Raw genomic sequence first — 25,208 nt, forward strand, 5'->3', positions numbered from 1 at the left:
CGGCGCGGCACCGGTCGGTGAACCGCGCCAGGCGATTCGTTATAGCCCGCGAATTTTTCCGGCGTGTCGCCGGCGTGTGGCCAACGTGTGACGCCGTTTCGCGTCCGCCCCTCGCCGCGGTCCTTACGTCCGGGTTCACCCCTGACACACCACCTTGGTCCGCTCCCTGGCCTGGGCGCGCCTCCACGGGCTCAATGAGACCAGTGACGTGGTCAGGCCATGACCTTCCGCACACCGTTCCTTGCCGATGGGGGATCCATGCGCGACTACCGACGCCCCGCCGCGGCGGCCGCCGCGGCCGCCGCACTGCTGCTGGCCGCACCCGCCGCGACCGCCGCGGCCATGACGGCGCCACCCGCCACGACCAGCTACTACGTGTCGATGACCGGGACACGCGCCGACCTGGAGACCGCGCGCGACGCGGGCTGCGCCCAGGGCCGCACCGGCCTCGACGGGCTGCGCGTCCTGTTCCTGGGCACCCAGGAGCGGGGGAACGTGCTGCGCCCGCCCGGCACCCGTCCGGACACCACCGCGCCCCGCGTGGCGGCCGCGCGCGGCGCCGCGGTCGCCGCCCAGTGGGCGCGCGGGTTCACCGAGTGCCGCGTCTCGGGGGCCACCGCCGTGCTGGCGCTGGGCGTGAACAACAAGTCCGACGGACACGTCGACAGCGCCGCGGCGGGCCGGGCGTGGGCGCGGACCGTCACCGCGGCGGCCCGGAGGGCCACGACCGACGCGGTCGCGGTCGCGGGCGCGGTGGACGCCGAGCCGTCCTGGTCCTCCCCCGCCTGGGCGCGGGCCTGGGTGGACGCGTTCACCTCCGCCTCGCCGGCGCCGCTGTTCACGATGAACTCCGCGGACGGCTGCCCGGTGTACGGCTCGACGTCCACCGCGTGCGGCAACGGCTGGACGGTGGCCGACGTGCACTACGTGTCCGCGGGCGCCTCCCCCGCCCTGGTGCCGGTCCCGCAGATCTACCGCACCGACGGCATCCAGGCGCGCCAGTGGGCGAACGTGAGCGCCTGGGGCGTGGCCCACGGGCACGGCCCGGTCCGGTTCGGCGGGGCCCTGTCCCAGTCCGCCGCGTGCGCCCAGCGCGGCTGCGCCCGAACCGACAACACCCCCGAGCAGGCGTGGACGCAGCTGTTCACCGAACTCAACTCCCACGAGGAGACCCGTCTCGACTCCCTGCCGTACTCCACCGACATGAGCTGGCCCCGCTGAGGCTCCCGCCGGTCGCGCGGGGCTTCCGGCCCCGCCGCCGCCCGGGTCAGGCCGGCGCCATCGCTGTCGTCCGGCGCTTGTCGTCGCGGGCGGGGCCGGAGGACGAGAGGACGCACGGCGCGCCCAGTTCGGCGGCGACCGCCTCGCACCAGGCGCCGGGGTCCACGGCCTCGACGCGGGGCCGCACCTCCTCGAGCCGCCGGGTGAGCCGCTCCTGGGCCGCGAGGTCGCCCACGACCGCGCCCGGAAGCTCCGCGCACCGCCCCTGGTCGGTGTCGTAGGCGCGGCACATCCCCAGGCGCGCCCGGTGGGGGGCGTCGGTGTGGGTCACCGCCACCGCGTCCACCCCGCCGGTCGCGGCCACCGCGTAGCGGTGCAGGACCGCGTCGAAGTGCCCGGTGCGGAACGCCCCCTGCCAACGCCCGGTCGTGTTGTGCGCCTCGCCCAGCGCGGCCAGCAGCGCGGGGTCCTCCGTGGGCAGCGGGCCGGGCCCGTGCCGGGGGGTGTAGGTGCGCACCACCCCCAGCGTCGCCCCGTCGGCGCCGGCCCCGGCCAGCAGGGCGCGCGCGTTGGCCGCGGTGGTGGTGGACCAGGTGGTATACGGGTGCAGGCCGTGCCACTCGTCCAGGAGGACCCCCTGGGCGCCCTCGAACACGACCGGCCCGGCCCCGAGCAGGTGCCGCAGGCGCGCGGCGCCGTCCACGATCCGGACCCGCTCGGCGAACGCCCCGAACACCGCCGCGCAGTCGGCGACCGGAGGCGCCTCCAGCGGACCGAGTTCGGCCTCCAGGGCCTCGCGCAGCCTCCCCAGCAGCCGCCGCAGCCGCACCGGGTCGGCGCAGTCGGCCGCCCTCGGCGCCCACCCGGGGTTCGCCAGCGCGTACGCCGCGGTCTCGCCGACGCCCATCCCGCACGAGCCGTGCCGCCCCGCGCCGCGCGCGCTCTCGCGCGCCCGGTTGGCCGCCTGGTGGTAGGGGGTGGTCACCAGCGCGTCGGCGTCCACGGTGAGCCGGTCCAGCGCGTCCGGCACCCCGATGGCGGCCAGGTGGTCGGCCTCGGCCGCCAGCGCCAGCGGGTCCACCAGCATGAACCGGGACAGGTGGGTGGCCACGCCGGGGGTGAGGGTGCCCGAGGAGAACTGCGCGAAGGTGTGGTGGCGCCCGTCGGGGGCCACCACGTTGTGGGCGGCCTGGGCGCCGCCGTTGAACCGCACCACCGCGCGGTGGCCGCCGAGCGCGCACAGCCAGTCCACGACCGTGCCCTTGCCCGCGTCGCCGAACCCCAGGTCCACCACGATGGTGTGGCCGTCCAGCTCCGCACCGGCGCGGGGCGCCATCACAGCCGCCGGGTGCGCCCGGCGGCGCCGTCGGCGTCCAGGTCGGCCGGGGCCTCGGAGGCCCTGACGGGGGTGCGCGAGCGCGCCACGGGCTCCAGCGCGGCCGAGACCGCGCGCACCGCCTCGTCCTCCGTACCGTTCTCGCCCAGGTCCGCCAGGCCCTCGGCCAGGTCGATGGCCTCCTCGGCCAGGCCGACGGTGACCGCGATGGTCTCGGCGACCGCGTCCAGGTCGTCGAGCATGATGACGTTCTGTCCGAACAGCGACCGCCAGAACTTCTCCACCTTGCCGTCGGCGGCGTGGTACGCGCCCGCCGGGACGATGTGGAACACCTCGAACTTGGCCTTGAGCTCGGCCACGATCTGCGGCAGCGGGATGTCCTCGTCCAGGTCGTCCCCGATCACCTCGCGCACCTCGCGCGCCTTGACCTTGCCGTACGCCAGCTCGTCGCCCATCAGGAACAGGTACCCGCGCCTGCCGCGCTTCTCCAGGCAGTCCATCGCGGTGTGCCGCGCCATGAAGTACATGGCCAGCTCGTAGGACTCGGTCAGCTGGCCGCCGCCCCCGCCCTCCAGCAGGATGTTGCCGAGCTGCTCGTCCATGCGGTTGTCCGACTCGAACTGCCCCACCTGAAGAGGGACCCGGTCGCAGGTGGCGTCCCCGATCCCGCCGAACATGATCTGCGGGTGCTGCACGTACCCCTTGCGCAGCAGCAGGCCGAACAGCTCGGGGAGCTTCGTCTGCATGGTCCGCGGGATGGACCCCATCGACCCGGTCACGTCGAACAGCACCGCGATGGCGGTGGAGGCGGGGTGCTCGTCGGAGTCCCGGCTCTCCCGCACCCCCGCGTTTCCGGGGTCCAGGCTCGGGTGGGCCGTCCAGGTGCTGGGCGGCGCCGACGCCGCCACGTGGTCGGTGTAGGCGAAGGCGCTCGTGCCGGTGCTCGCCCGGTACGAGTTCGCGGCGTTGTAGACGTCGGTGGACCAGTGTCCGCTTCCCATGGTGTTTCCTCTCGTAATTCCCTGTCGCCCGCGCTGTCGGGGCGGGGTGGTCAGTAGGCGGGGTCGGTGGGCATCGTGAACGGCCGGAAGGAACGCGGGCCCCACAGGCGCTCCAGGAGGCCGTCGAACTCGCCCAGCAGCGCCCACGCGTCCTTGGGGCGCATGGAGGGCGCCTCCAGCGCGCAGCCGCGGGCGAACGCCGCCATCGGCGCGGGCATGCGCGGTCCGATGAGCCGCGCCATCGTGCGGGTGGCCATGTGGATGTCGGTGGCCGGGGTCGCGGCCCCGCCCTGGGGGATCTCGGGCGCGTAGTCGTCCTCGTACGCCTCGACCACGGCGCGCACGCGCTGCCCCTCGGGTACCGCGTAGCACCAGTCGGCCAGCACCAGCCCGTGCTTGCCGGGGTGGACGAGCACGTTGGCCGCCACGACCGCGCCGTGCACCAGCCCGGCGGCGTGCGCGTTGCCGACCGCCACCAGCAGGCGTCGCCACATCCACGCCGCGTCCCTGGGGTCCAGTCCGCCCGGGTGCGCCGCGGCCACGTCGGCCAGGGTGTGGAAGCCGCGCAGCGGCTCCAGGACCGTGACGTCGCGCACCGCCCCGGTGGCGGCGTCGCGGTGCCGCGCCGCCTCGACGAGGCGGGGCGCGTACGCGGCCAGGTCCGGGCGGCCGTGTTCGGCGAGCACGGCCAGCGACTCGGCCTCGGCGGCCATCAGGTCGTTGTCGGCCACCGAGCGCGGCATCTTGACCACGGCGTCGTGGTCGCGGCCATCCTCGTGCCAGACGGCGCGGTACACGTTCGCGATGTCCCCGCGGGCGATGAGCGCGCCCACCCGGTAGACGCGCCGCCGCGTGGTGACGGTGACGCCGCCGGTCTCGGCCTCGGTGCGCCGGTGCGCGCTCCAGTGCGCGGCCAGGCGGCTGTAGGCGGCCAGCGCCCGCGCCCGCTCGTCCTCGCGCGCCCGGTCCGGGTGCAGCACGCGCGCCAGGCTCCGCCAGGTGCGCGCCGCCTCGTCGGTGGGAGCGGCCCCGCCCTCGGGCGCGGGGCCGAACAGCTCGGCCGGACCGCTCGCGGCCAGGACCCGGTGCTCGGCGCGGTCGAAGTCGGCGCTCACCGCCCGCTCCTCGGTTCGGGCGCGGCGGGGCGCAGCAGCGCCGGGTGCAGCGCGGTCGCCGGACCCGCGCTGTACAGGCGGGCCCGCCGCCCGCCGCGCGCGCCTCCGCTTTCGGTGAGCCGTCCGGTGTCGGTGACCAGGCCCGGCACCGAAAGGACCTTGCGGTGGAAGTTCGCCGCGTGCAGGGGGCGGCCCCACACCGTCTCGTACACCCCGCGCAGGTCCGCGACGGTGAACTCCGCGGGCAGGAACGCTGTGGCCAGGGACGTGTACTCGAGTTTGGAGCGGGCCCGCTCCAGCGCGTCGGCCGTGATCCGCGCGTGGTCGAACGCCAGCGCCTCCCCCTGCTCCACCTCGGCCACGGTCCGCCACGCGGCCTCCGCGGCGTCGCCGCCCCCGCGTGGTTCGGGCAGGTCCGGGGCCATCACCATGTGGGCGACGGACACCACCCGCATGCGGGGGTCGCGCTCCGGGGCGCCGTAGGCGGCGAGCTGCTCCAGGTGCGGGGTGGGCGGCAGGTCGGTCTCCTCGGCGAGTTCGCGCAGGGCCGCCCCCGCCAGGTCCTCGTCCTCGCGCACGAAGCCGCCGGGCAGCGCCCACTCCCCCTCGAACGGCGGCTCCGCGCGCCGCACGCACAGGACGCACAGTTCGCCGCCCCGGATGGTGAGGGCGACCACGTCCACGGTGACGGCCACCGGCGCGAACGCGCGCGGGTCGTAGGCCGCCAGGAACTCCGCCTCCCGCCGCTCCCGTTCGGTCTCCACCGCAGCCTCCAGTAATTCTCAAAACGAGATTTTCTCGCCTTGAGAAGAACATAGGGGACGGAGGCCCCTCCTGTCCACCCTCCCCGCCCCACCCCTTCCGAGAGTGGTCGCAGCACCACCGACCGCGCCCCGCCCCATCGGACACAATAGGGAACCGGGAACGCGTGTCCGACGGACCGCTCCGGGCCCGCGGACCCGATCCGGAAGTCGTCCGCCCACCGCTCCCCCGCCGCCCGTCCACAGAAGAGGAACCCGCCACCATGGTCGTCCAGGACTACCGCGCCAAGCGCCTCAGGCTCCTGAGCTGGTGCCTGGCCCTGGCCACCACCGCCGTCCTCGGCCTCCTCCTGCTCCCCCTGTTCCTGCTCGCGGGCGTCCTCAGCCTGCTGTGGATCGGCCTGCCCCTCCTGGCCGGCGTCACCCACCTCACCCGCCGGTTCGCCGACTACCACCGCCGCGTCCTCGGCCAGTGGCTGCCCTCCCCCGTCCCCGCCCCCTACCGCCCCCTGCCCAGGGGCGTCATCCCCGCCGTCGGCACCATCCTCAGGGACCCCGCGACCTGGCGCGACCTGGCCTGGCTCGTCCTCAACCCCCTCCTCGGCCTCGTCCTGCTCCTCCTGCCCGTCGTCCTGTTCGTCCTCGGCGTCAACAGCCTCCTGGTCCCCCTCTACTGGCCCCTGATGCCTCCCGACACCCTCGTCGTGTTCGGCGCCGTCCCCGTCAGCAGCCAGGCCGGCTCCTACTTCACCCTCCTGCAGGCCCCCGTCGCGTTCCTGGCGTTCTGGCTCGCGACCCCGCCCCTCATGCGCGTCTACGCCCACCTCAACCGGTTCCTGCTCGCCCCCAACGCCGCCGCCCGCCTCACCGCCCGCGTCGCCCACCTGTCCGCCTCGCGCGACGACGCCGTCGACACCCAGGCCTCCGAGGTCCGCCGGATCGAACGCGACCTCCACGACGGCGCCCAGGCCCGCCTCGTCGCCCTGGGGATGAGCCTGGGCATGGCCGAGCAGATGCTCGCCACCGACCCCGCCGCCGCGCAGAGGCTGCTCACCGAGGCCCGCGAGAGCACCCGCCAGGCCCTCACCGAACTCCGCGACCTCGTCCGCGGCATCCACCCGCCCGTGCTCGTCGAACGCGGCCTCGACGGCGCCGTGCGCGCGCTGGCCGTCACCCAGCAGCTCCCCATCTCCGTGGACATCGACCTGGCCGGCCGTCCCGAGGACCCCGTCGAGTCCGCCGTCTACTTCGCCGTCGCCGAACTCCTGACCAACACCGCCAAGCACGCCCACGCCACCCGCGCCTGGGTCCGCATCAACTACGGGCTCGGCCGCATGGTCATCGTCGTGGGCGACGACGGGAACGGCGGCGCCGACACCGCCAACGGGTCCGGCCTCACCGGGGTCCGGCGCCGGCTCGGCGCGTTCGATGGCACGATGATGATCGCCAGCCCCCCAGGGGGTCCGACCATCATCACCATGGAGCTACCGTGCGCGTTGTCATCGCCGAAGACCTCGCCCTCCTCCGCGACGGGCTGATCCGGCTCCTCAACGCCCATGACTTCCAGGTCGTCGCCGCTGTCGACACCGGTCCCGACCTGCTCGACGCCCTTCTGGAGCACCGTCCCGACGTCGCCGTCGTCGACGTGCGCCTGCCCCCCACCCAGACCGACGAAGGCCTCAAGGCCGCCATCACCGCCCGTGAGCGCGTCCCCGGGCTGCCCGTCCTCGTGCTCTCCCAGCACGTCGAGCAGCTGTACGCCCGCGAACTCCTCTCCGGCGGCCAGGGCGGCGTCGGCTACCTCCTCAAGGACCGCGTCTTCGACATCGGCCAGTTCATCGAGGCCGTCCGCCGCGTCGCCGCCGGCGGCACCGCCATGGACCCGGAGGTCATCTCCCAGCTCCTCGCCAAGCACACCCTCGAGAGCCCCCTGGGCGCCCTCACCGCCCGCGAACGCGAGGTCCTGGGCGAAATGGCCGAGGGCCGCTCCAACTCCGCCATCGCGGGCCGGCTCTTCATCACCGAGAAGGCCGTCAGCAAGCACATCAACAACATCTTCGCCAAGCTCGGCCTCCCGCCCTCCTCCGACGACAGCCGCCGCGTCCTCGCCGTCCTGGCCTACCTCAACGGCTGAGAACGGCGACGGGGCGGGGGCGGCGCGCCGACGCGCATCGCCCCCGCCCCGTCACACGGGCCTCCGGATCACACCGGGCCCGGACCCCCGATACCGCCCAGCGGCGGCTCGGGACGGTCCCCGCGGACCTCGCCCCGGCCCGGGCGGACCTCGCCGCGCCAACCGCCCTCGGGCGCGGCGCCCCGCTCCTCGATGAACTCCTTGAACCGCTTCATGTCGCCCTTGGCGCGCGACTTGACCACGCCCAGCTTGTCGCCCAGCTTCTCCACCATTCCCTCGGGAGCGGTGACCATCTGCAGCGTCACCCGCGTGTGGGACGGGTCGAGCCGGTGGAACGTCACCACACCCGAGTGCGTGGTCCCGTCCACGCTCTTCCACGCGATCCGCTCATCGGGGATCTGCTCGGTGATGACCGCCTCGAACTCGCGCTTCTGGCCTCCCATGGAGACCTGCCAGAAGGTGTGCGTGTCGTCCCTCTGCTCGACCCGCTCCACGCCTTCCATGAACCGCGGGAACGTCTCGAACCGGGTCCACTGGTCGTAGACCTGACGCACCGGAACATCAACCTCGACGGCCTCGATGACCTCAGACATTCTGTCGTGTCCTCTCCTCGCGTCGACTTCGCGTACCCGGCGGAACCGCACCGCGCCTCCGCCACGGCCGCCGCTACCCCGCGACGCCCCGAACACACACGGTTCTCCCGGCGGACTCGGCGCTCCCGCGCCGCCGCACCCGCTCGGGGCCGCCGATCCCCAGGTCACCGACGGGTGCCCTCCCCGGTGATCCCGGCCTCTCCGGGGTCTCGACCGCCGGTGAGAGCCCGGAAAGACCGAGATCGGCGGGAGGAACGGGACACTGTGGAGTCTCCGCCGCGGGGGTGGTCCGGCGCCGGGAGTCCGCCGACCCGATCGTCGGGGTGCTCTCGTGCTCGGCGCCGTGACGAGGCGGCGACGGCGGGTGGCGGCCGGGGCCGCGCCCACGACGTCCGCTGCGTGAGGGGTCCGTTGACGGTCTTGGGCTTTCTGCCCGTTTCGGGGCCTGGAAGGGCGGAAAGCCCAAGATCATTCCGGGTGGGGGCGGAACCGGCCCTCGAATGTCCGGCGATCTTGCCGTTTCCCCCCGAAATCAAGGTTCTCGGGGGGAAACAGCAAGATCACCAACGGAAACCACGCGAAACGGACGTCGTGGCCCCGGCCCCGACCCGCACCCGCCGTCGCCGCCCGCCGTAACCTCGCGGTTCGCGGGCGTGAGGCCGAAAGACCCACCCAAAGCACCAGCACGCCAAACACCCCCGCGCCGGAGACTCCCTAGCGGCGCTCTCCGGTCGGGGGAACCGCGTAGAGCGACTCGATCTCCTCGGCGAACGCCCGCAGCACCGCGTCCCTCCGCAGCCGGCCCGACGGCAGGAGCAGCCCGCTGGAGGGGCTGAACTCCTCCGGCAGCACGTGGAACGCCCGGATCATCGACTCCGGCGACACGCTGCTGTTGACCTCCTCCACCGCGCGGCGGATCTCCGCCCCCATCTCGGGCGCGAACGCGATCTGCTCCAGCGGCGTCGACAGCGGATGCCCGTTCACCAGCCGCCAGTACTCCAACTGGTCCCGCTTCAACGTGATCAGCGCCGTCGCGTACGGCCGGTTCTCCGACAGCACGATCACCTGGCTGATCAGCGGATGCGACAGCAGCCGCGTCTCCAACGCCACGAAGTCGGGCAGCACCCCCTCGCCCCCGGAGTCCACCACCGCGCCCGTGACCACGGCCCCCGCCGCGGCGGGCACGTCCGCGGCGGCGGACGCCGCGGCCACGACGGCGGCGGACGTGGGCGCGACGGGCAGCTCCGGAGACGGCTCCGCCGACCGCGCGGCGGCCGCCGGACGCGCCCGCCGCGGCCCCCGCACGACCAGGCGCCCCTCCCCGTCCACCTCTCCCAGCCACCCCGTGGCCAGCCACCCGTCCCGCAGCGCCCGGTCGGTGTCGCGCGCGGCGTTGTGGTAGCCCGCGAACACGCACACGCCGCGCACCATCACCTCACCCGAATCGGACACCCTCAGTTCCACCCCGTCCAACGCCGGTCCCACCGTGCCCGGCCGGTGCGCCCCCGGCACGTTCAGCGTCACGAACCCGCCCGTCTGCACCAGGCCGAACCCCTCCAGCACCGGCACGCCCGCACCCCCGTAGAAGTGCGTCAACCGCGGTTCCAACCCGCCCTGCGGGCACACCACCACCCGCACCCCGCCGCCCAGCGCGTCCTTGACCCGGGTGTAGGCCCACTCGTACAGGGCGCGCGACACCCGCTGCCACGCTCCCCGCCGGCCCTTCTTGTCGATCTCCACCGCCAGCTGCGTCGCGGCCTTGAACGCCTGGACCCCGTCCCAGCCGCCCTCCTTGGAGCGGGTCCTCTCCAGTTCGTACGTGCGGGTCAGGAACGGCGCGTCGGCCACCAGCAGCGTCGGCGAGAACTCCCGCACCTGATGCGCGAAGTCCGCGTCCTCACGCGCGAAGCCCACCCGCACGCCCCCCAGCATGCACGCCACGAGCACGCCGTAGCCCGCGACCCCGTCGGCCCCGGGGCCCAGCAGTGTCACCGCCCGCCCCTCGCCCATGTCCGCCAGCACCGGCTCCAGCCGCCCCACCAGGGCCCGCCCCGACACCAGCAGGTTCCGGTGCGTCAGCACCGCCCCCCGCACCCGCCGCTGCGGCGTCGCCGTGTAGCAGATCACCGCCGCGTCGTCGGGCCTGCACTCCTCCACCCGGAACCGCACCGCCGACGCGTCCATGTACGCCCCCGGCTTGGCGATCCCCTCCAGCCCGGCCTCGTCCAGCTGCCAGGTGCGCCCCAGGTCCACCAGCTCGTGCTGCAGCGACGCCACCACCCGGGCGTGCTCCCGGCTGCGCACCACCGCCGCCGCCGGGCGGCTGTCCCGCAGCACCCGGCGCAGCAGCCCCGGCGAGCACCCCGGCGGCACCCACACCACCACCCCGCCCGCCGCCCACACCCCGAAGGTCACCAGCGTCTGCTCGTACCCCGCGGCGGCGGCGACCAGCACCCGGTCCCCGCGGCCGACCCCCGCCGCGATCAACCCCCTGGCCAGCCGCGTCACCGCGGACAGGAACTCCGTGGCACCCACGTCCCGCCACCCGTCCCCCGCCACCGGCCGGTGGAAGGCCGTCCTCTCACCGTCCGCCGACCGGGAACTCGAATAGACCAACTCGCCCAGAACACCCGGGCTCGGCAACGGCGAAACGGGGGACCGTGACTGGCGCATGCCCTCAACACTCCTCACAGGAAAGCCGGGGGGCACCGCTAGCGGCCGCCCCCCGGTCACGTGAATGAGCCCTACTGTGCACGCAACCGTCACCTTTGGGCAAGCCGCCAGCATGGCCGATTACAGCCAGCCACGGCGTCCGGCGATCGAGTCGACCCACCCGTGCAGGTACCCCTGCCAGTCCTGGGCGGCCGCGCCCCGGTGCTCCACCGTGAACCGGTGAAACGAGTCACTTCCCTCTCCCAGCAGCAGCCCCGGCTTCTTGTCCAGCTCCAGTACCACGTCCACGCCCCGGTCGTCGGCCACGAACGACAGCTCCAGCTCGTTCAGCCCCCGGTACCGGCCCGGCGCGTAGAACTCGATCTCCTGGTAGAACGGCAGCCGCTGACGCGTCCCCCGCAACCGGCCCCGCTCCAGGTCCGCGTGCTTGAACCGGAACCCCAGCGACACCAGGGCGTCCAGCACCACCCGCTGCGCCTCCAGCGGCGCCACCCGCACCGCGTCCAGGTCCCCCGGGTCCAGGGCCCCCGCCACGCTCAGCCGGGTGTTGACCCCGAGGTTCATCCCCGCCAGGTGCGACCCGCCGTACCAGGTCACCGGCGTCTCGAAAGGCACGTTCATCTCGAACGGCACCGAGAAGCGCGCCCCCGGCGTCAGGTGCAGCTCCCCGCCCAGCCGCTGCCGGGTGAACTCCACGTCGCTGGAGTGCTCGCTGTCGCCCGACTCCACCTCCACACGCGCCTGCAGGCCGACCGTCAGCTCCTCCACCCGCTGGTCGACCGTCCCTCCCTCGATCCGCACCTCACCGCGCACCACGCCGCCCGGCACCACGTCGGCCTCGGTCAGCACCGTCTCCACCGACGCGCCGCCGAACCCCAGACCAGCCAGCAACCGCTTGAACGCCACGACAACCCCCATACGACCGGGAACACGAAAGGACAGGACCGAAGCCCTGTCCCGTCAGACGAGCAGGTCCCCGCCGGGGTTCCCGGCGGGGACCTGCGGCTACACCACCGCCGCGGGGCGGCGCCGCCCGAGCCAGCCCGCCGCGGCGAACACCGCGAGCGCGGCGAACCCCGTCGACACCATCACCACCGCCATGCTCGCCAGCGACGCCTCGCCCGTGGCGGTCAGCCCCGCCAACGCCGACAGGCCGCCGCCCAGCGCGAACTGCAACGCGCCGACCAGCGCCGAAGCGGTCCCCGCCACCGACGCGGGCTGCGACGAGATCGCCAGCGTCGTGGCGTTCGGGAACACCAGCCCCATACCGAACATCATCGTGAAGAACACCACCGTCAACGACACCAGGCCGGCCGCCCCCACGGCCTCCAGCACCGCCATCGCCAGCACGCTCAGCAGCCCCAGCGCCAGCCCCAGCAGCAGTCGGCGCGACGTCTCCACCCGGCCGATCAGGAACGCGTTCACCTGCGTCCCCGCGATCAGCCCGATCGTGTTGACCGCGAACACCACGCTGAACCCCTGCGCCGTCGCGCCCAGCTCGTTCTGCGACACGAACGAGAACGACGAGATGTAGGTGAACATCATCGCGAAGCTCAGCCCCAGCGTCACCGTGGGGCCGACGAACCGCACGTCGCGCACCAGGCGGCCCACCGTCCTCAGCAGCGCGCCCGGCCGCATCGGCGTGCGCTCCCCCGCCGGCAGGCTCTCCGGCAGCCCGAAGTACACCACCACGAAGCTCACCGCGCTCACGAAGGCCAGCAGCGCGAAACTCATCTGCCACGGCCCCACCAGCAGCAGCTGGCCTCCCAGGACCGGCCCCACCATCGGCGCCAGCCCCGTCACCAGCATCAGCCGCGAGAAGAACCGCGCCGCGTCGTCGCTCTCGAACAGGTCGCGCACCACCGCGCGCGAGATCACCGCTCCCGCGGCCCCCGCCACGCCCTGCACGAACCGCAGCGCCACGAACGCCGCCGCCGAGTCCACGAACATGCACAGGACCGACGTCGCGGTGAACACCGCGACGCCGACCAGAAGCGGGCGCCGCCGCCCCCAGGCGTCGCTCATCGGCCCCAGCGCCAGCTGCCCCAGCGCCAGCCCCACCATGATCGCCGTCAGGGTCAACTGGATCTGCGCCTCGGGCGCCCCCAGGTCCTCCGCGATCATCGGGAACGCCGGCAGGTACAGGTCCGTGGCCAGCGGCCCCGAAGCCGTCAGCACTCCCAGCACCATCACCATCATCGCCACCGACCGTCGCGGCCTCGGCGTGGCCGGTCCAGAGTCAGCCACACCCGACGCGGAAGAGGCGGGGGGGCTGGTCGCACTGCGCGTCACTGCACTCCTTCGTATACATGGGATGGTCCGATGCCCGACCCGGCAAGGGAACCTCTCACCCCAACAACCGCCGTTCCCGAGAAAATCCCGAAAAACGGCGGACAAAGGTGATCCCGGTTACCCCGGGCGGCGCGGACGGCCGGCCCTCCGCCACTCCCTAAGATCGGGAGCGTGCTCCCGGAGATCATCCTCACCAGATACGTCACGCCCCTACGCGAGGGCGGCTCGCTTCCCGCCATCGTCGAAGCCGACGACCTCGGCACCTACGTCATCAAGTTCACCGGCGCCGGCCAGGGCCGCAAATCCCTCATCGCCGAGATCGTCTCCGGAGAACTCGCCCGCCGCCTCGGCCTCCCCGTCCCGGAGCTCGCCCTCATCCACCTCGACCCCCTCATCGCGCGCGCCGAGCCCGACCCCGAGATCCAGGAGCTCCTGCGCGCCAGCGCGGGCCTCAACCTCGCCATGGACTACCTCCCCGGCTCCATCGGCTACGACCCCGCGGTCCACACCGTCGACCCCCGGCTCGCCGGCCGCGTCCTCTGGCTCGACGCCTACACCAACAACGTCGACCGCACCTGGCGCAACCCCAACATGCTCCTGTGGCACGGCCGCCCCTACCTGATCGACCACGGGGCCAGCCTGATCTTCCACCACAACTGGCCCGGCGCCGCCGGGGCCACCACCCGCCCCTACAACGCCGCCGACCACGTCCTGGCCGCGTCCGGCCCCGACCTCGCCGCCGCCGACCGCGACCTCGCCCCCCTCGTCACCCCCGGCCTCCTCACCGAGGTCACCGCGCTCGTCCCCGACCAGTGGCTCGCCGACGAGCCCGGCTTCACCACCCCGGACGACGTCCGCGCCGCCTACACCCGCCACCTGCTCGCCCGCGCCACCGACCGCACCTGGCTCCCGGAGACCGCCCGATGACCCGCACCCCCTACGAGTACGCACTCCTGCGCGTCGTCCCGGACCTCCAGCGCGGCGAACTCATCAACGCCGGGGTCATCCTCTACAGCCAGCACCACCGCTACCTCGCCGCGCGGACCCACCTGGACGCCGACCGCCTGCGCGCCCTGGCGCCGGACGCCGACGCCGACGCCGTCCGCACCTCCCTGCGCGCCGTCGAGGTCGTCTGCCACGGCGGGCCCGCCGCCGGACCCGCCGCGACCGACGACGCCGGGCGCCGCTTCCGCTGGCTCACCGCGCCCCGCAGCACCGTCGTCCAGCCGGGCCCCATCCACACCGGTCTCACCGAGGACCCCGGAGCCGAGACCGAGCGCCTGCTCGACCTGCTCGTGCGCTGACCGGGGCGTCAGTCGCACGAGCACGAGCAGTCCGAACCGCCGCAGTCCCGGCAGCAGTTCCCGCAGGTGCAGCACGCCCTGCACCCCTCGGCGCACTGCGAGCACACCTCGCACCCGTCGCACAGCACCGAGCAGGCCGACTCCCGGGGCTTCCCCTTCCACGGCCCCGGGAACGGGTCCCGGCAGCACAGCTGACCGGTGCACCCCATGAACAGCGCCGCCCCGCACCCCGCCCAGAACCCCCTGCGCCGGGGCGGGTACTCGGCGGCGGGCGTCGTGCAGCACCAGCCGCCCTGGTCCGCCATCCGGCTCCGCTCCCCGTCCGGGCCGCCGCCCGCGGGCGGGTGGTCCCTCCCGCCCGCCCCGGCCCCGCCGCCCCCGATCGGTCCGTGCGAGTGGCGCCCCCCGTGCCCGCCGCCCGGCGGCCGCGGGTGCCCCGCCGACACGAACACCCGCCCCACCGCCCGCTCCAGCTCGTGCACCAGCAGGGCGTGCACCAGGCGGCCGTCCACCAGGTCGGCCTCCGCGAGCGCCAGCCGCACCCCCAGCACCGCGTCCTCGCACAGCCGCCGCACCCGCGCGGCGTCGGTGCCGGTCGCGGTGATCGGGTTCCACGCGCCCGAGGCACGGTCGGCCTCCTGGTCCTCCACCGCGTCCAGCAGGTGCGCCACCCGCCCGAACAGCCGCCCCGCCTCGCGCAGCGGGGCCTCGTTCCGGGGCCGCCCGGCCAGCACCGCCGTGTGCGCGAACGCCTCCCCCGTGGCGTACTCGGTCGGCCCGGTCACGGCGAGCAGGTCGTCCCCCGTTCCCACCCCCGACTCCAGTTCCCGCTGGCGCTCCAGCACCGACAGCAGCGCGCCGCCGTCGAACCCCAGCCGCTCCCCCGACGCGTGGGCCCGCACCGCCCAGCGCCCGGCGACCGCGCGCGCCACACCGCGCACCGGGCGCCGCCCGTACACCCCGTCCCCGTCGCTGACATGGTCGTCCACCGCGACCGCGGCCAGCAGCAGCGACACCGACGCGGCCAGCCGGGCGCCCGCCCCCTCCGCGACCTCGGCCCCGCGCATGCCCCGCAGCGGGCACGGGCCAGCCGTCCGCGTCCCCCTTCCGGCCTCGCTCTGCGCGGCGGTCAGGGCCGAGACGACCAGCCCGTCGTAGTTGGTGGCGACCCGTGCCAGCTGGCCGTGCTCGTCGCGCAGTGCCAGGCACAGTCCGCACAGGTGGGACATCCAGGCCGCGGCCAGGTCACCGGGCAGCGAGTGCCGGCACGGCCGAAGGATTCCGAACAACGCGGTCCACCGCTTTCACAACCGAGAAGGGAACAGACGCGGATATGATGCCGGTTCGCCCTCCAAGGTTCCGGTTTCCCCCGGACCGGGGCCGGCGGGGCGGCCGTCCCGCCGTCGGGGGTGGTCCGTCGATGCCCCGGACGAGCCGCTCCTCCTCGCGGTCCCGGCGCGCCTCCGGTTCCCCGCCGACCGCGCGGGGTCCGCCCGGACCCGCTCGCCGTCGGCGGGCTCCAGGCCGGGGATCCGCGTCGGGCGCGCCTGTGGACACCGGATGCGGATGTCGTCACCGCTCGGCATACTTTGGGGTCGACACGGAGACAGGGGGTGCGACGTGCTGGTCGTGCACGCGGCCTGGGCCGGGGACGCGCTCACGCTGTGGGCCGAGGACCCCCGCGCGCCCGCCGCCACCGCGTCGCGGGCCGCCGCGCCGCGGCACCCCTACGCCTGCGACGCCGAGACGCTGCGCGGCGCGCTGGCCGCGCCGGCCGGGAGCGACACCGTCGCCAAGGCCGACCCCGTCGAACTGGAACTGCGCCTCCCCGGCTCCACCCGGCACCCGCTCCCCTCCCCGGAGCTCGGCCCCCGCGCGGACGCGCCCGCCGTGCGCGCGGTGTCCGCGCGTCGCTGGCTGGTCCCCGCGCTGGCCCTCCGCACCGGAGCGCACGCGCTCCTGGCCGCGCTCGACGGCGCCCCCCGCGAGGACTTCGCGATCGGGGCGGGGCTGCGGCACCTGGTCGAGGTGCGCGCCTTCGCCGAGCACCTCGTCGACACCGCGCGGCTGGCGCCGCTCGTCACCGGCTCCGCCGACGCTCCCCCGGCCGCGCGGTGGCGTCCCCTGCTCACCGGCTCCGACGCCGCGCGCTTCGCCGACCTGGCCGCCGCCCTTCCCCCCGTCGCGCACGCCCACCTGGACCCCGCAACACCGCCGCCGGCCGGCGATCAGGTGTTCGCCGCGCTGGCCGCGTTGGTGGACGAGGTCGCCCGGGACCGGCTCGCCGCCGTCCCCCCGTCCGCCACCGCGCCCTGGACCGACTCCCTGACCGGCGCGGACACCGGGCCGCACCATCTGGACGAGGCGCTCGCCACGCGCCTGCGCGAGTCGTTCGAGGCCGCGCACCGCTCCCCCGCCGGACCCCGGCTGCTGCTGCGGCTCACCGAACCCGAGCCGGGCCCCGAGCCCACCGCCGAGGCCGACGAGGTGTGGCGGGTGGAGCTCTGGATCCAGTCCGCCGCCGACCCCAGCCTGCAGCTGCCCCTGCGCGACCTGTGGAACGGCGAGGGCGGCGCCTGGCTCGGCCCCGAGGCCGAGACGACCGCGCTGCGCGACCTCGCCCGCGCCGCCCGCCACTACCGGGCGCTGGCCCCCGCGCTCGACGAGCTGGCCCCCGCCGGGATCACGCTCGGCAGGGGCGGGGCGTACACCTTCATCCGCGACGCCGCTCCCCGGCTGACCGCGGCCGGGTTCGCCGTCGTCCTGCCCGAATGGGCGGGGCGCCCCGCCCTCACCCTGACGCTGGCCACCCGGGAGCGCCCGTCGGGCGCGGGTGGCGGCATCGGCGCCGAGGACCTCGTCGACTTCTCCTTCTCCGCTGTCCTCGGCGGAGAGCCCGTGGACACCGACGCCCTCGCCGAGCTGGCCCGGCTCAAGCAGCCCCTGGTGCGGGTGCGCGGCCGCTGGGTGGAGGTCGACCCCGCCTCCGTCCAGGGCGCGCTGGACTTCCTGCGCCGCCGCGGCCGGGGCCGCATGCGCCGCTCCCAGGCACTGGAGCTGGCCGTGTCCCCCGAGGGCCCCGCCCCCGTACCCATCGGCGAGGTGGACGCCGACGGCGCGCTGGGCGCGCTGCTGAGCGGAGGCGCCGAGCGGAGCCTGGAGCCGATGGCCACCCCGCCGGGGTTCGGCGGCGCGCTGCGCCCGTACCAGGAGCGCGGCGCCGCCTGGCTCCGTTTCCTGGGCGGCCTCGGCCTGGGCGCGGTCCTGGCCGACGACATGGGCCTGGGCAAGACCGTCCAGCTGCTGGCGCTGCTCGCCGACGAGCACGCGCGCGGCGCGGCCGGGCCGACCCTGATGATCTGCCCGGTCTCCCTCGTGGGCAACTGGCAGCGCGAGGCCGGCCGGTTCGCGCCCGGGCTGCGGGTGCGCGTCCACCACGGCCCGGACCGTGCGCACGGCAACGACCTGGCGCGCCTGCTCGGCGGGAGCGACCTCGTGGTGACCACCTACGGGGTGGTCACCCGCGACGTCGACGAACTGGCCGCGATGCCGTGGCGGCGGGTGGTCTGCGACGAGGCTCAGGCGATCAAGAACAGCGGCACGCGCCAGGCCCGCGCGGTGCGCGAGCTCAAGGCCGAGGCCCGGATCGCGCTGACCGGCACCCCGGTGGAGAACAACCTGGGCGAACTGTGGTCGATCATGGAGTTCGCCAACCCCGGGCTGCTGGGGTCCGCCGCGGCCTTCGACCGCGCGATCGCGGCCACGGCCGGGCGCGACGACGTCGAGGGCTCCGAGCACGGCACCGCGCTGCTGAAGAGGCTGACCGGTCCGTTCATCCTGCGCAGGCTCAAGACCGACCGCACGATCATCTCCGACCTGCCCGAGAAGCACGAGATGCGGACCTGGTGCACGCTCACCCCCGAGCAGGCGTCGCTCTACAAGGCGACGGTGGACGAGATGACCGAGCGGATCGACGAGGCCGACGGCATCCAGCGCAAGGGCCTGGTCCTGGCGACGATGGCCCGGCTCAAGCAGATCTGCAACCACCCCGCCCAGTTCCTGGGCGACGGCTCGGCGCTGGAGGGCCGCTCGGGCAAGCTGGACCGGCTCGAGCGCCTGCTCGCCGAGGCGGTCTCCGAGGGCGACAAGGCCCTGTGCTTCACCCAGTACACGGCGTTCGGGGACCGGCTCGCCCCGTACCTGGCGGAGCGGCTGGACCGCGAGGTGCTGTGGCTGCACGGCGGGACCCCGCGGGCGCGGCGCGAGGAGCTGATGCGCCGCTTCCAGGAGTCGGCCGAGCCGATGGTGTTCCTGCTGTCGCTGAAGGCCGCGGGCACCGGGCTGAACCTGACCGCCGCCAACCACGTGGTCCACGTCGACCGGTGGTGGAACCCGGCGGTGGAGGACCAGGCCACCGACCGCGCCTTCCGCATCGGGCAGCGGCGCGACGTGCAGGTGCGCAAGCTCATCTGCGTGGGGACGCTGGAGGAGCGGGTGGACGAGATGATCGAACGTAAGAAGGCGCTGGCCGAGCGCGTGGTGGGCACCGGCGAGGAGTGGCTGGCCGGGCTGTCGACGGCCGAACTGCGCGAGGTCGTGCGCCTGGCCCCCGAGGCGGTGACCCGGTGAGCGGGCACCGCTGGTGGTCGGCCCGGTTCGTCGCGGCGCTGGAGGAGGACACCGAGAGCGGCAGGCTGCGGCGCGGGCGCGCTCTGGCCGACGGCGGCGCGGTGGCCCGGCTCAGGGTCGGCCCCGGCGAGGTGCTGGCCCGGGTCCAGGGATCACGGCAGGCGCCGTACCGGGTCAGCCTGATCTTCCCCGTGCTGGACGATGGGCAATGGGACACCGCCGTCGCGGCGCTCAGCGGCCAGCCGCTGTTCCGGGCCCGGCTGCTGTCCGGCGAGCTGCCGCCCGAGGTGGAGCGGGTCTTCGACGTCCTGGGCCTGCCGCTGTTCCCCCGCGGCCTGGACGACCTGGTCCTGACCTGCTCGTGCCCCGACTGGGGCGACCCGTGCAAGCACGCCGCGGCGGCCCTGTACACCCTGGCCGACCGGTTGGACGAGGACCCGTTCCTGCTGACCGCGTGGCTGGGCCGGAACCGGACCGAGCTGTTGTCCGCGATGCGGCTGCGGTCCCGCTCCTCCGCCGCGCCGCACGCGTTCGCCGACGCCGCGCCTCCCGTGCACGTCGCGGCGCGCCCGCTGCCCGAAACGGCCGAGGCGTTCTGGCACGCCCCGGCGCTCCCCCGGCGGCCGCGCCCGGGCCCCGTCCAGCCCCCGCCGTTCCCGTCGGACTCCGACGGGAACGGCCTCGCCGCGGCGCTGGCCCCGTTGTACGCGCGGCTGACCGCCCCCGCGCCGCGGCCCGGCGGCGGGGGGCCGGCCGTCTGACGTCCGCGGTGTCCGCCCTTCTTCGCCGGCGCCGCTCCCGCGGTCGTTTCCGGGGAAGGGGGCCGGACCCGTTTCGCGGCGCCGCGCGGCCCCCGGGCATGGCACGATGGAAGTTGGTTTCCTTTCCCGCGGTGGAACCGGGGGATTCCGACCCCACCGGTCCCGGTTCCCCGACGCACCGCCGTTCGGCCGCCCAGAAGGGCTCCTCACCCCTGGATCCGGTCGCCACCGTCGTCCCGTTCACCGATCCGACGTGAGGAGGTGCGGCGCCTCCCTCCCCGGGGCCGAGGACCCGGGGAGCGCGCCGCGAACCCGATGATGGAGGGCCATCCGGCCGAGAGCCCGATACGCGGGCGGCGCGCCGACTCCTGCCGCAACCACGAGCGGATCATCCGCGCCGCCACCGTGCTGCTGGCCGAGCGTCCCGAGGCGACCATGGACGAGCTGACCACCGCCGCGGGTCTGGGGCGCACCACCGTCTACCGGCACTTCCACGCCCGCGAGCAGCTGGTCGCCGAGGTGTACGCGACCGCGTTCTCCGGGACCCGGCGGCTCATCGCCGAGGCCGCCCCGGAGGCGTGCCCCCGGGAGGAGCTGCTGGAGCGGGTGGTGGCGGCGCTGATGCGCGCCGTGGAGACCTACCCCGTGCTGGCCAACGGCCCCGGCCCGGCCCCGGCGACCGGCGGGAGCGACACCACCGGGTACGAGGCGTGCCTGGAGGCCCTGGCCCGGGTGATGCGCCGGGCCCAGGACTCCGGCCTCCTGGACGCGTCCCTGCCGCCGCGATGGCTCGCCGGTTCCCTCATGGACGACTGCGCGGGCGCGGTGGTCTTCTCCGCCGAGCTGCGCGGCTGCGCGCCGAGCCCCGCCGCCCTGGTCCGCGCGGCGTTCGAACGCGCCTGGGCGGCGGTTCCCCGGGACGGGAAGGCGTGGTGAGGGTGCCCAGGGAGGGATGCGAGAGTATGTCCGGATCGACCAACGATTGGAGTCATCGGCCATGGACTCGTGGATCTCCCAGTCCGCGCACCGGAACTGGCTGGACGCCGAGGCCCGGCGCCTGCTGGAGTTCGTCTCCGCCGCCGAGCACCCGGCACACGGGTTCGCCTGGCTGGACGCCGACGGCGCCGCGGTGCCGGACCAGGGTGTGCAGACCTGGATCACCGCGCGGATGACGCACGTGGCGTCGCTGGCGCACCTGGAGGGCGTCCCGGGCGCGGGGCCGATCGCCGACCACGGGGTGCGGGCGCTGTCCGGGCCCCTGCGCGACGCGGTCCACGGCGGCTGGTTCTCCGCGCTGGACGCCGACGGCGCACCCTCGCAGACGCGCAAGGACGCCTACCAGCACGCGTTCGTGCTGCTGGCCGCGTCCAGCGCCGCGCTCGCGGGCCGGCCGGGGGCGCGCGAACTCCTCGACGACGCGGCCTCGGTCGTCGGGGAGCGGTTCTGGGACGAGGAGGCGGGCCGCTGCCGCGAGAGCTGGGAGCGGGACTGGAGCGCGGACGAGGCGTACCGGGGCGCGAACAGCAACATGCACCTGGTGGAGGCGTTCCTGGCCGCGTCCGACGCCACCGGCGACCCGGTGTGGGCCCGGCGGGCGCTGCGCATGGCGCGGTTCTTCGTCCACGAGGTGGCGGGCGGGCGCGGCTGGCGCCTGCCCGAGCACTTCACCGCCGACTGGGAGCCCGTCGAGGACTACAACTCCGGTGACCGCGCGCACCCGTTCCGCCCGTACGGGGTGACGGTCGGGCACGTGCTGGAGTGGGCGCGGCTGCTGGTGCACCTGGAGGCGGCGCTGGACGACGCCCCCTCGTGGCTGCTGGCCGACGCCGAGGAGATGTTCGCCTTCGCGGTGGAGCGCGGCTGGTCGGTGGACGGGGCCGAGGGGTTCGTGTACACCCTGGGCTTCGACGACACCCCGGTGGTGCGCTCGCGCATGCACTGGGTGGTGGCCGAGGCCGTGTCGGTCGCGGCCGTCCTGCTCCGCCGCACCGGGGACGACCGGTACGAGCGCTGGTACCGGGTGTGGTGGGACCACGCCGCCGCGCACTTCGTGGACACCGGTCGCGGCGGCTGGCGGCACGAACTCGACGCCTCACTCGCGTCCCCGGCCGGCGCCACCTGGAACGGCAAGCCGGACGTCTACCACGCCTTCCAGGCGACCCGGCTTCCGGTGCTGCCCCTGGCCGCGAGCCTGGCCGGCGCGCTGGCCCGGTAGCACCGAGGTCTCCCGGCGCCGCCCGGGGAGCGCCGGGAGACCTCGGACGGGGCGGTCGCCCCGCCCCGGTCCCGGCGCGCGAAAGCCCGCGGGGGCCGCCCGGTGAGAACCGGACGACCCCCGCGGGGTGAGGTATGGACTACTGCTCAGACCGCGCGGACGTTCTCGGCCTGCGGGCCCTTCGGGCCCTGCGTGACGTCGAACTCGACGCGCTGGTTCTCTTCGAGGTTACGGAAGCCGCTTCCCGCGATGTTGCTGTAGTGCACGAAAACGTCGGGGCCACCGGCGTCCTGGCTGATGAAGCCGAAGCCCTTCTCGCCGTTGAACCACTTGACGGTTCCCTGCGTCATGCGATCTCCCAATTCTTTGGAGACAGTTCCAGACCCGCACTCTGCGGGTCTGCGGGTGCTGCGAACCTTCTTCAAAGAAAAACGCCCGCTGGTCAAAAACTCCGCAGGCGATCACATGCGATCAAGGCGAAATCAACGACTGCAACCCGATGCTCACGTTAGCACACCGCTTCTTCCGCGACCAGGGGCTTCTCCCGTGGTCCGCGCCGCTCCCGGCCGGCCTCCCCCTCGCCCCGGCGGACGTCTGCTGGGATGATCGGAGCGGGCGGTCCTCTCGCACCGGGGCCGCCGGCCGCCGTCAACGCCGGGTGTCCCAGGGGAAGAAGAGGTCTTGCCATGTCACGCGCTCCGCACGAGGACCCCCGCCAGGACGCCCCCGAGGTCACCGAGCCCGGGCGGTCGGCAGCGGGGATTCCCGCCGTCGTCAGCAGCGTCCGGGTGGTCGGCGGCCAGGCGGGCGCCCGCCGGGGGATGCTGACGCTGCTGGACGTCAACCAGAAGAAGGGGTTCGACTGCCCCGGCTGCGCCTGGCCCGAGCCCGGCCACCGGCACCCGGCCGAGTTCTGCGAGAACGGCGCCAAGGCCGTGGCCGAGGAGGCCACGCGGCGCACCGTCACCCCGGAGTTCTTCGCCCGCCACGGGGTCGCGGACCTCGCGGGCCGCTCGGGGTACTGGCTCGGCCAGCAGGGGCGCCTCACCCGGCCGATGTACCTGGCCGCAGGGGCCTCGCACTACGAGGCCGTGTCCTGGGAGCGCGCGTTCGACCTCGTCGCCGAGGAGCTGGCGGCCCTCGACTCCCCCGACGAGGCGCTGTTCTACACCTCGGGGCGCACCAGCAACGAGGCCGCGTTCCTCTACCAGCTGTTCGCGCGCAAGTTCGGCACCAACAACCTGCCCGACTGCTCCAACATGTGCCACGAGTCCTCGGGGTCGGCGCTGGTCGAGACGCTCGGCGTGGGGAAGGGGAGCGTGCTTCTGGACGACCTCTACCAGGCCGACCTGATCATCGTGGCCGGGCAGAACCCGGGCACCAACCACCCGCGGATGCTCACCGCGCTGGAGCGGGCCAAGCGCGGCGGCGCGCGGATCATCACGGTGAACCCGCTGCCCGAGGCGGGCATGCGGCGGTTCAGGAACCCGCAGACGGTGCGCGGCCTGGCCGGGGGCGGCACCCTGCTCACCGACCTGTTCCTCCAGATCCGCCTGGGCGGCGACCTCGCGCTGTTCAGCGCGCTGAACCGGATGATGCTCCAGATGGAGGAGCTCCGCCCCGGCTCGGTGCTGGACCGCGACTTCATCGCCGAGCACACCCACGGCTTCGACGTGTTCGCCGAGGCCCTGCTGGAGCAGGACGACGACGCCTTCTGGTCCGAGGTCGGCGCGGCCACCGGCCTGCCCCGCGAGCAGATCGACGAGGCCCTGGCCATGGTGCTGGGCAGCAGGCGCGTCGTGGTGTGCTGGGCGATGGGCCTGACCCAGCACAAGCACTCGGTGCCGACCATCCGCGAGCTCGTGAACTTCCTGCTGCTGCGCGGCAACGTGGGCCGCCCGGGCGCGGGGGTGTGCCCGGTGCGCGGGCACAGCAACGTGCAGGGCGACCGCACGATGGGGATCTTCGAGCGGCCCGCGCCCGCGTTCCTGGACGCCCTCGGCGCGGAGTTCGGCTTCGCCCCGCCCCGCGAGCACGGCCACGACACGGTGCGCGCGATCCGCGCGATGCGCGACGGGACCGCGAGGGTGTTCTTCGCGATGGGCGGCAACTTCGTGTCGGCCTCACCCGACACGTCGGCCACGGAGGACGCCATGCGTCGCTGCCGCCTCACCGTGCACGTGTCCACCAAGCTGAACCGCTCCCACGTGGTCACGGGGGCGCGCGCCCTCATCCTCCCGGCCCTGGGCCGCACCGACCGGGACGACAGCGGCGGGGCCGAGCAGTTCGTGACGGTCGAGGACTCGATGGGGATGGTGCACGCCTCGCGCGGGTCGGTGCGGCCGCTGTCGGACCAGATGCGCTCGGAGGTGGCGATCGTCGCGGGACTGGCCCGGCGGGTCCTGGGTCCGGACGACGACGTGCCGTGGGAGGACTTCGCCCGCGACTACGACCTCGTCCGGGACCGCATCGAGCGCGTCGTCCCGGGCTTCACCGACTTCAACGCCCGCGTTCGCCGCCCCGGGGGATTCGCCCTGCCGCACGCCCCCCGCGACGAGCGCCGCTTCCCCACCGCCACCGGGAAGGCGAACTTCACCGCCAACCCGCTGACCGCCCCACGGGTCCCCGAGGGCCGCCTGCTGCTGCAGACCCTGCGTTCGCACGACCAGTTCAACACCACCGTGTACGGCCTGGACGACCGGTACCGGGGGATCCGCGGCGGCCGTCGGGTGGTGTTCGTGCACCCCGACGACGCCGCCGGACTGGGCCTGGCCGACGGGGCGTACGCGGACATCGTCAGCGAGTGGGAGGACGGGGTGGAGCGCCGGGCCCCGCACTTCCGGATCGTCCACTACCCCACGGCCCGCGGCTGCGCCGCCGCCTACTACCCCGAGACCAACGTCCTGGTCCCGCTGGACTCCACCGCCGACGTCTCCAACACCCCGACGTCGAAGTCGGTCGTGGTCCGCTTCGAGGCCGACTCCGGGGAGGCGTGAGGGGACGGCCCGTGGTGGTCTCCCCGCTGATCTTGACCTTTTCGGGGTCTCAACCGTCCCCGAGACCCCGAAAAGGTCAAGATCAGCGAAGGAAGGGACTCAAGGGCGGGCTCCGATGTTCCAGGCGGCGGGCCGCCAGGACCCGCAGCAGGCGGCCGCGGGCGACCATCCGCGCCC

Annotated in this window: 20 protein-coding genes; 10 read left to right on the forward strand and 10 right to left on the reverse strand. The window is 74.5% G+C overall.

Annotated features, from left to right (window positions below; all coding sequences use genetic code 11):
* Positions 1 to 258 precede the first annotated feature (258 nt).
* Positions 259 to 1,221 carry a hypothetical protein gene (locus EV190_RS20210; protein ID WP_133743170.1) on the forward strand — a complete coding sequence of 321 codons (963 nt, stop codon included), beginning with the start codon at positions 259 to 261 and terminating at the stop codon, positions 1,219 to 1,221.
* Positions 1,222 to 1,267: 46 nt separating this feature from the next.
* Here EV190_RS20210 and EV190_RS20215 read toward each other — a convergent pair whose 3' ends face one another.
* From EV190_RS20215 to EV190_RS20230, 4 genes are read right to left on the reverse strand one after another with little or no spacing between them, the layout of a single operon-like run.
* The gene (locus tag EV190_RS20215; protein ID WP_133743171.1) at positions 1,268 to 2,557 is read right to left on the reverse strand and encodes an adenylosuccinate synthetase; all 1,290 of its coding nucleotides are present in this window, start codon (positions 2,555 to 2,557) and stop codon (positions 1,268 to 1,270) included.
* Complete coding sequence (locus EV190_RS20220) at positions 2,557 to 3,558, reverse strand: hypothetical protein (protein WP_133743172.1); 1,002 nt, start codon at positions 3,556 to 3,558, stop codon at positions 2,557 to 2,559. The genes EV190_RS20215 and EV190_RS20220 overlap by 1 nt, the downstream gene beginning before the upstream one ends.
* Before the next feature lie 50 nt (positions 3,559 to 3,608).
* Positions 3,609 to 4,673, reverse strand: coding sequence for a molecular chaperone DnaJ (locus tag EV190_RS20225; protein ID WP_133743173.1), 1,065 nt, complete (start codon positions 4,671 to 4,673; stop codon positions 3,609 to 3,611).
* Positions 4,670 to 5,437, reverse strand: coding sequence for an NUDIX hydrolase (locus EV190_RS20230; RefSeq protein WP_133743174.1), 768 nt, complete (start codon positions 5,435 to 5,437; stop codon positions 4,670 to 4,672). The genes EV190_RS20225 and EV190_RS20230 overlap by 4 nt, the downstream gene beginning before the upstream one ends.
* A gap of 260 nt (positions 5,438 to 5,697) precedes the next feature.
* Here EV190_RS20230 and EV190_RS20235 point away from each other — a divergent pair, with 260 nt between their 5' ends.
* Together EV190_RS20235 and EV190_RS20240 are read left to right on the forward strand one after the other, a co-directional pair.
* The gene (locus EV190_RS20235; protein ID WP_133743175.1) at positions 5,698 to 6,972 is read left to right on the forward strand and encodes a sensor histidine kinase; all 1,275 of its coding nucleotides are present in this window, start codon (positions 5,698 to 5,700) and stop codon (positions 6,970 to 6,972) included.
* Positions 6,924 to 7,568: a response regulator transcription factor gene (locus EV190_RS20240; protein ID WP_133743176.1), complete on the forward strand. Its 645-nt coding sequence runs from the start codon at positions 6,924 to 6,926 to the stop codon at positions 7,566 to 7,568. The genes EV190_RS20235 and EV190_RS20240 overlap by 49 nt, the downstream gene beginning before the upstream one ends.
* Before the next feature lie 68 nt (positions 7,569 to 7,636).
* Here EV190_RS20240 and EV190_RS20245 read toward each other — a convergent pair whose 3' ends face one another.
* From EV190_RS20245 to EV190_RS20260, 4 genes are all read right to left on the reverse strand, one after another.
* Positions 7,637 to 8,161, reverse strand: a complete 525-nt coding sequence (locus tag EV190_RS20245) for an SRPBCC family protein (RefSeq protein WP_133743177.1) — start codon at positions 8,159 to 8,161, stop codon at positions 7,637 to 7,639.
* Positions 8,162 to 8,875: 714 nt separating this feature from the next.
* The gene (locus EV190_RS20250; protein WP_133743178.1) at positions 8,876 to 10,834 is read right to left on the reverse strand and encodes an AMP-dependent synthetase/ligase; all 1,959 of its coding nucleotides are present in this window, start codon (positions 10,832 to 10,834) and stop codon (positions 8,876 to 8,878) included.
* A 120-nt stretch (positions 10,835 to 10,954) separates the two neighbouring features.
* Positions 10,955 to 11,740, reverse strand: a complete 786-nt coding sequence (locus EV190_RS20255) for a sporulation protein (RefSeq protein WP_133743203.1) — start codon at positions 11,738 to 11,740, stop codon at positions 10,955 to 10,957.
* Between the two features lie 99 nt (positions 11,741 to 11,839).
* A complete protein-coding gene (locus EV190_RS20260; RefSeq protein WP_133743204.1) occupies positions 11,840 to 13,033 on the reverse strand; it encodes a Bcr/CflA family efflux MFS transporter in 1,194 nt (397 codons plus the stop codon).
* A gap of 264 nt (positions 13,034 to 13,297) precedes the next feature.
* Here EV190_RS20260 and EV190_RS20265 point away from each other — a divergent pair, with 264 nt between their 5' ends.
* A complete protein-coding gene (locus tag EV190_RS20265) occupies positions 13,298 to 14,053 on the forward strand; it encodes a HipA family kinase (RefSeq protein ID WP_208113260.1) in 756 nt (251 codons plus the stop codon).
* Positions 14,050 to 14,430 (forward strand): DUF3037 domain-containing protein, encoded by a 381-nt coding sequence (locus EV190_RS20270; RefSeq protein WP_133743180.1) that lies wholly within the window; start codon positions 14,050 to 14,052, stop codon positions 14,428 to 14,430. The genes EV190_RS20265 and EV190_RS20270 overlap by 4 nt, the downstream gene beginning before the upstream one ends.
* A gap of 8 nt (positions 14,431 to 14,438) precedes the next feature.
* Here EV190_RS20270 and EV190_RS20275 read toward each other — a convergent pair whose 3' ends face one another.
* Positions 14,439 to 15,719: a DUF5685 family protein gene (locus tag EV190_RS20275; RefSeq protein ID WP_133743181.1), complete on the reverse strand. Its 1,281-nt coding sequence runs from the start codon at positions 15,717 to 15,719 to the stop codon at positions 14,439 to 14,441.
* Between the two features lie 331 nt (positions 15,720 to 16,050).
* Here EV190_RS20275 and EV190_RS20280 point away from each other — a divergent pair, with 331 nt between their 5' ends.
* From EV190_RS20280 to EV190_RS20295, 4 genes are all read left to right on the forward strand, one after another.
* On the forward strand, positions 16,051 to 19,059 hold the full coding sequence (locus tag EV190_RS20280) for a DEAD/DEAH box helicase (RefSeq protein ID WP_133743182.1): 3,009 nt from the start codon (positions 16,051 to 16,053) through the stop codon (positions 19,057 to 19,059).
* Positions 19,056 to 19,820 carry an SWIM zinc finger family protein gene (locus EV190_RS20285; RefSeq protein ID WP_133743183.1) on the forward strand — a complete coding sequence of 255 codons (765 nt, stop codon included), beginning with the start codon at positions 19,056 to 19,058 and terminating at the stop codon, positions 19,818 to 19,820. Before EV190_RS20280 ends, EV190_RS20285 begins: the two co-directional genes overlap by 4 nt.
* Before the next feature lie 318 nt (positions 19,821 to 20,138).
* Positions 20,139 to 20,756 carry a TetR/AcrR family transcriptional regulator gene (locus tag EV190_RS20290; RefSeq protein ID WP_166655516.1) on the forward strand — a complete coding sequence of 206 codons (618 nt, stop codon included), beginning with the start codon at positions 20,139 to 20,141 and terminating at the stop codon, positions 20,754 to 20,756.
* 61 nt (positions 20,757 to 20,817) lie between these two features.
* The gene (locus EV190_RS20295) at positions 20,818 to 22,035 is read left to right on the forward strand and encodes an AGE family epimerase/isomerase (protein ID WP_133743185.1); all 1,218 of its coding nucleotides are present in this window, start codon (positions 20,818 to 20,820) and stop codon (positions 22,033 to 22,035) included.
* 146 nt (positions 22,036 to 22,181) lie between these two features.
* Here the strand turns inward: EV190_RS20295 and EV190_RS20300 are convergent, their stop codons facing one another.
* Positions 22,182 to 22,385 carry a cold-shock protein gene (locus EV190_RS20300; protein ID WP_133743186.1) on the reverse strand — a complete coding sequence of 68 codons (204 nt, stop codon included), beginning with the start codon at positions 22,383 to 22,385 and terminating at the stop codon, positions 22,182 to 22,184.
* Between the two features lie 336 nt (positions 22,386 to 22,721).
* Here EV190_RS20300 and EV190_RS20305 point away from each other — a divergent pair, with 336 nt between their 5' ends.
* The gene (locus EV190_RS20305) at positions 22,722 to 25,031 is read left to right on the forward strand and encodes an FdhF/YdeP family oxidoreductase (protein WP_133743187.1); all 2,310 of its coding nucleotides are present in this window, start codon (positions 22,722 to 22,724) and stop codon (positions 25,029 to 25,031) included.
* Positions 25,032 to 25,208 lie beyond the last annotated feature (177 nt).

It is taken from the genome of Actinorugispora endophytica (assembly GCF_004363075.1).
Lineage (GTDB): Bacteria > Actinomycetota > Actinomycetes > Streptosporangiales > Streptosporangiaceae > Actinorugispora > Actinorugispora endophytica.

Bases quoted from the DNA above. Each gene is read 5' to 3' on its own strand.
- EV190_RS20260 (WP_133743204.1), bottom strand. From the start codon at position 13,033: ATGATGGTGATGGTGCTGGGAGTGCTGACGGCTTCGGGGCCGCTGGCC.
- EV190_RS20250 (WP_133743178.1), bottom strand. From the start codon at position 10,834: ATGCGCCAGTCACGGTCCCCCGTTTCGCCGTTGCCGAGCCCGGGTGTT.
- EV190_RS20295 (WP_133743185.1), top strand. From the start codon at position 20,818: ATGGACTCGTGGATCTCCCAGTCCGCGCACCGGAACTGGCTGGACGCC.
- EV190_RS20290 (WP_166655516.1), top strand. From the start codon at position 20,139: ATGGAGGGCCATCCGGCCGAGAGCCCGATACGCGGGCGGCGCGCCGAC.
- EV190_RS20215 (WP_133743171.1), bottom strand. From the start codon at position 2,557: ATGGCGCCCCGCGCCGGTGCGGAGCTGGACGGCCACACCATCGTGGTG.
- EV190_RS20235 (WP_133743175.1), top strand. From the start codon at position 5,698: ATGGTCGTCCAGGACTACCGCGCCAAGCGCCTCAGGCTCCTGAGCTGG.
- EV190_RS20270 (WP_133743180.1), top strand. From the start codon at position 14,050: ATGACCCGCACCCCCTACGAGTACGCACTCCTGCGCGTCGTCCCGGAC.
- EV190_RS20305 (WP_133743187.1), top strand. From the start codon at position 22,722: ATGTCACGCGCTCCGCACGAGGACCCCCGCCAGGACGCCCCCGAGGTC.
- EV190_RS20210 (WP_133743170.1), top strand. From the start codon at position 259: ATGCGCGACTACCGACGCCCCGCCGCGGCGGCCGCCGCGGCCGCCGCA.
- EV190_RS20245 (WP_133743177.1), bottom strand. From the start codon at position 8,161: ATGTCTGAGGTCATCGAGGCCGTCGAGGTTGATGTTCCGGTGCGTCAG.
- EV190_RS20300 (WP_133743186.1), bottom strand. From the start codon at position 22,385: ATGACGCAGGGAACCGTCAAGTGGTTCAACGGCGAGAAGGGCTTCGGC.
- EV190_RS20220 (WP_133743172.1), bottom strand. From the start codon at position 3,558: ATGGGAAGCGGACACTGGTCCACCGACGTCTACAACGCCGCGAACTCG.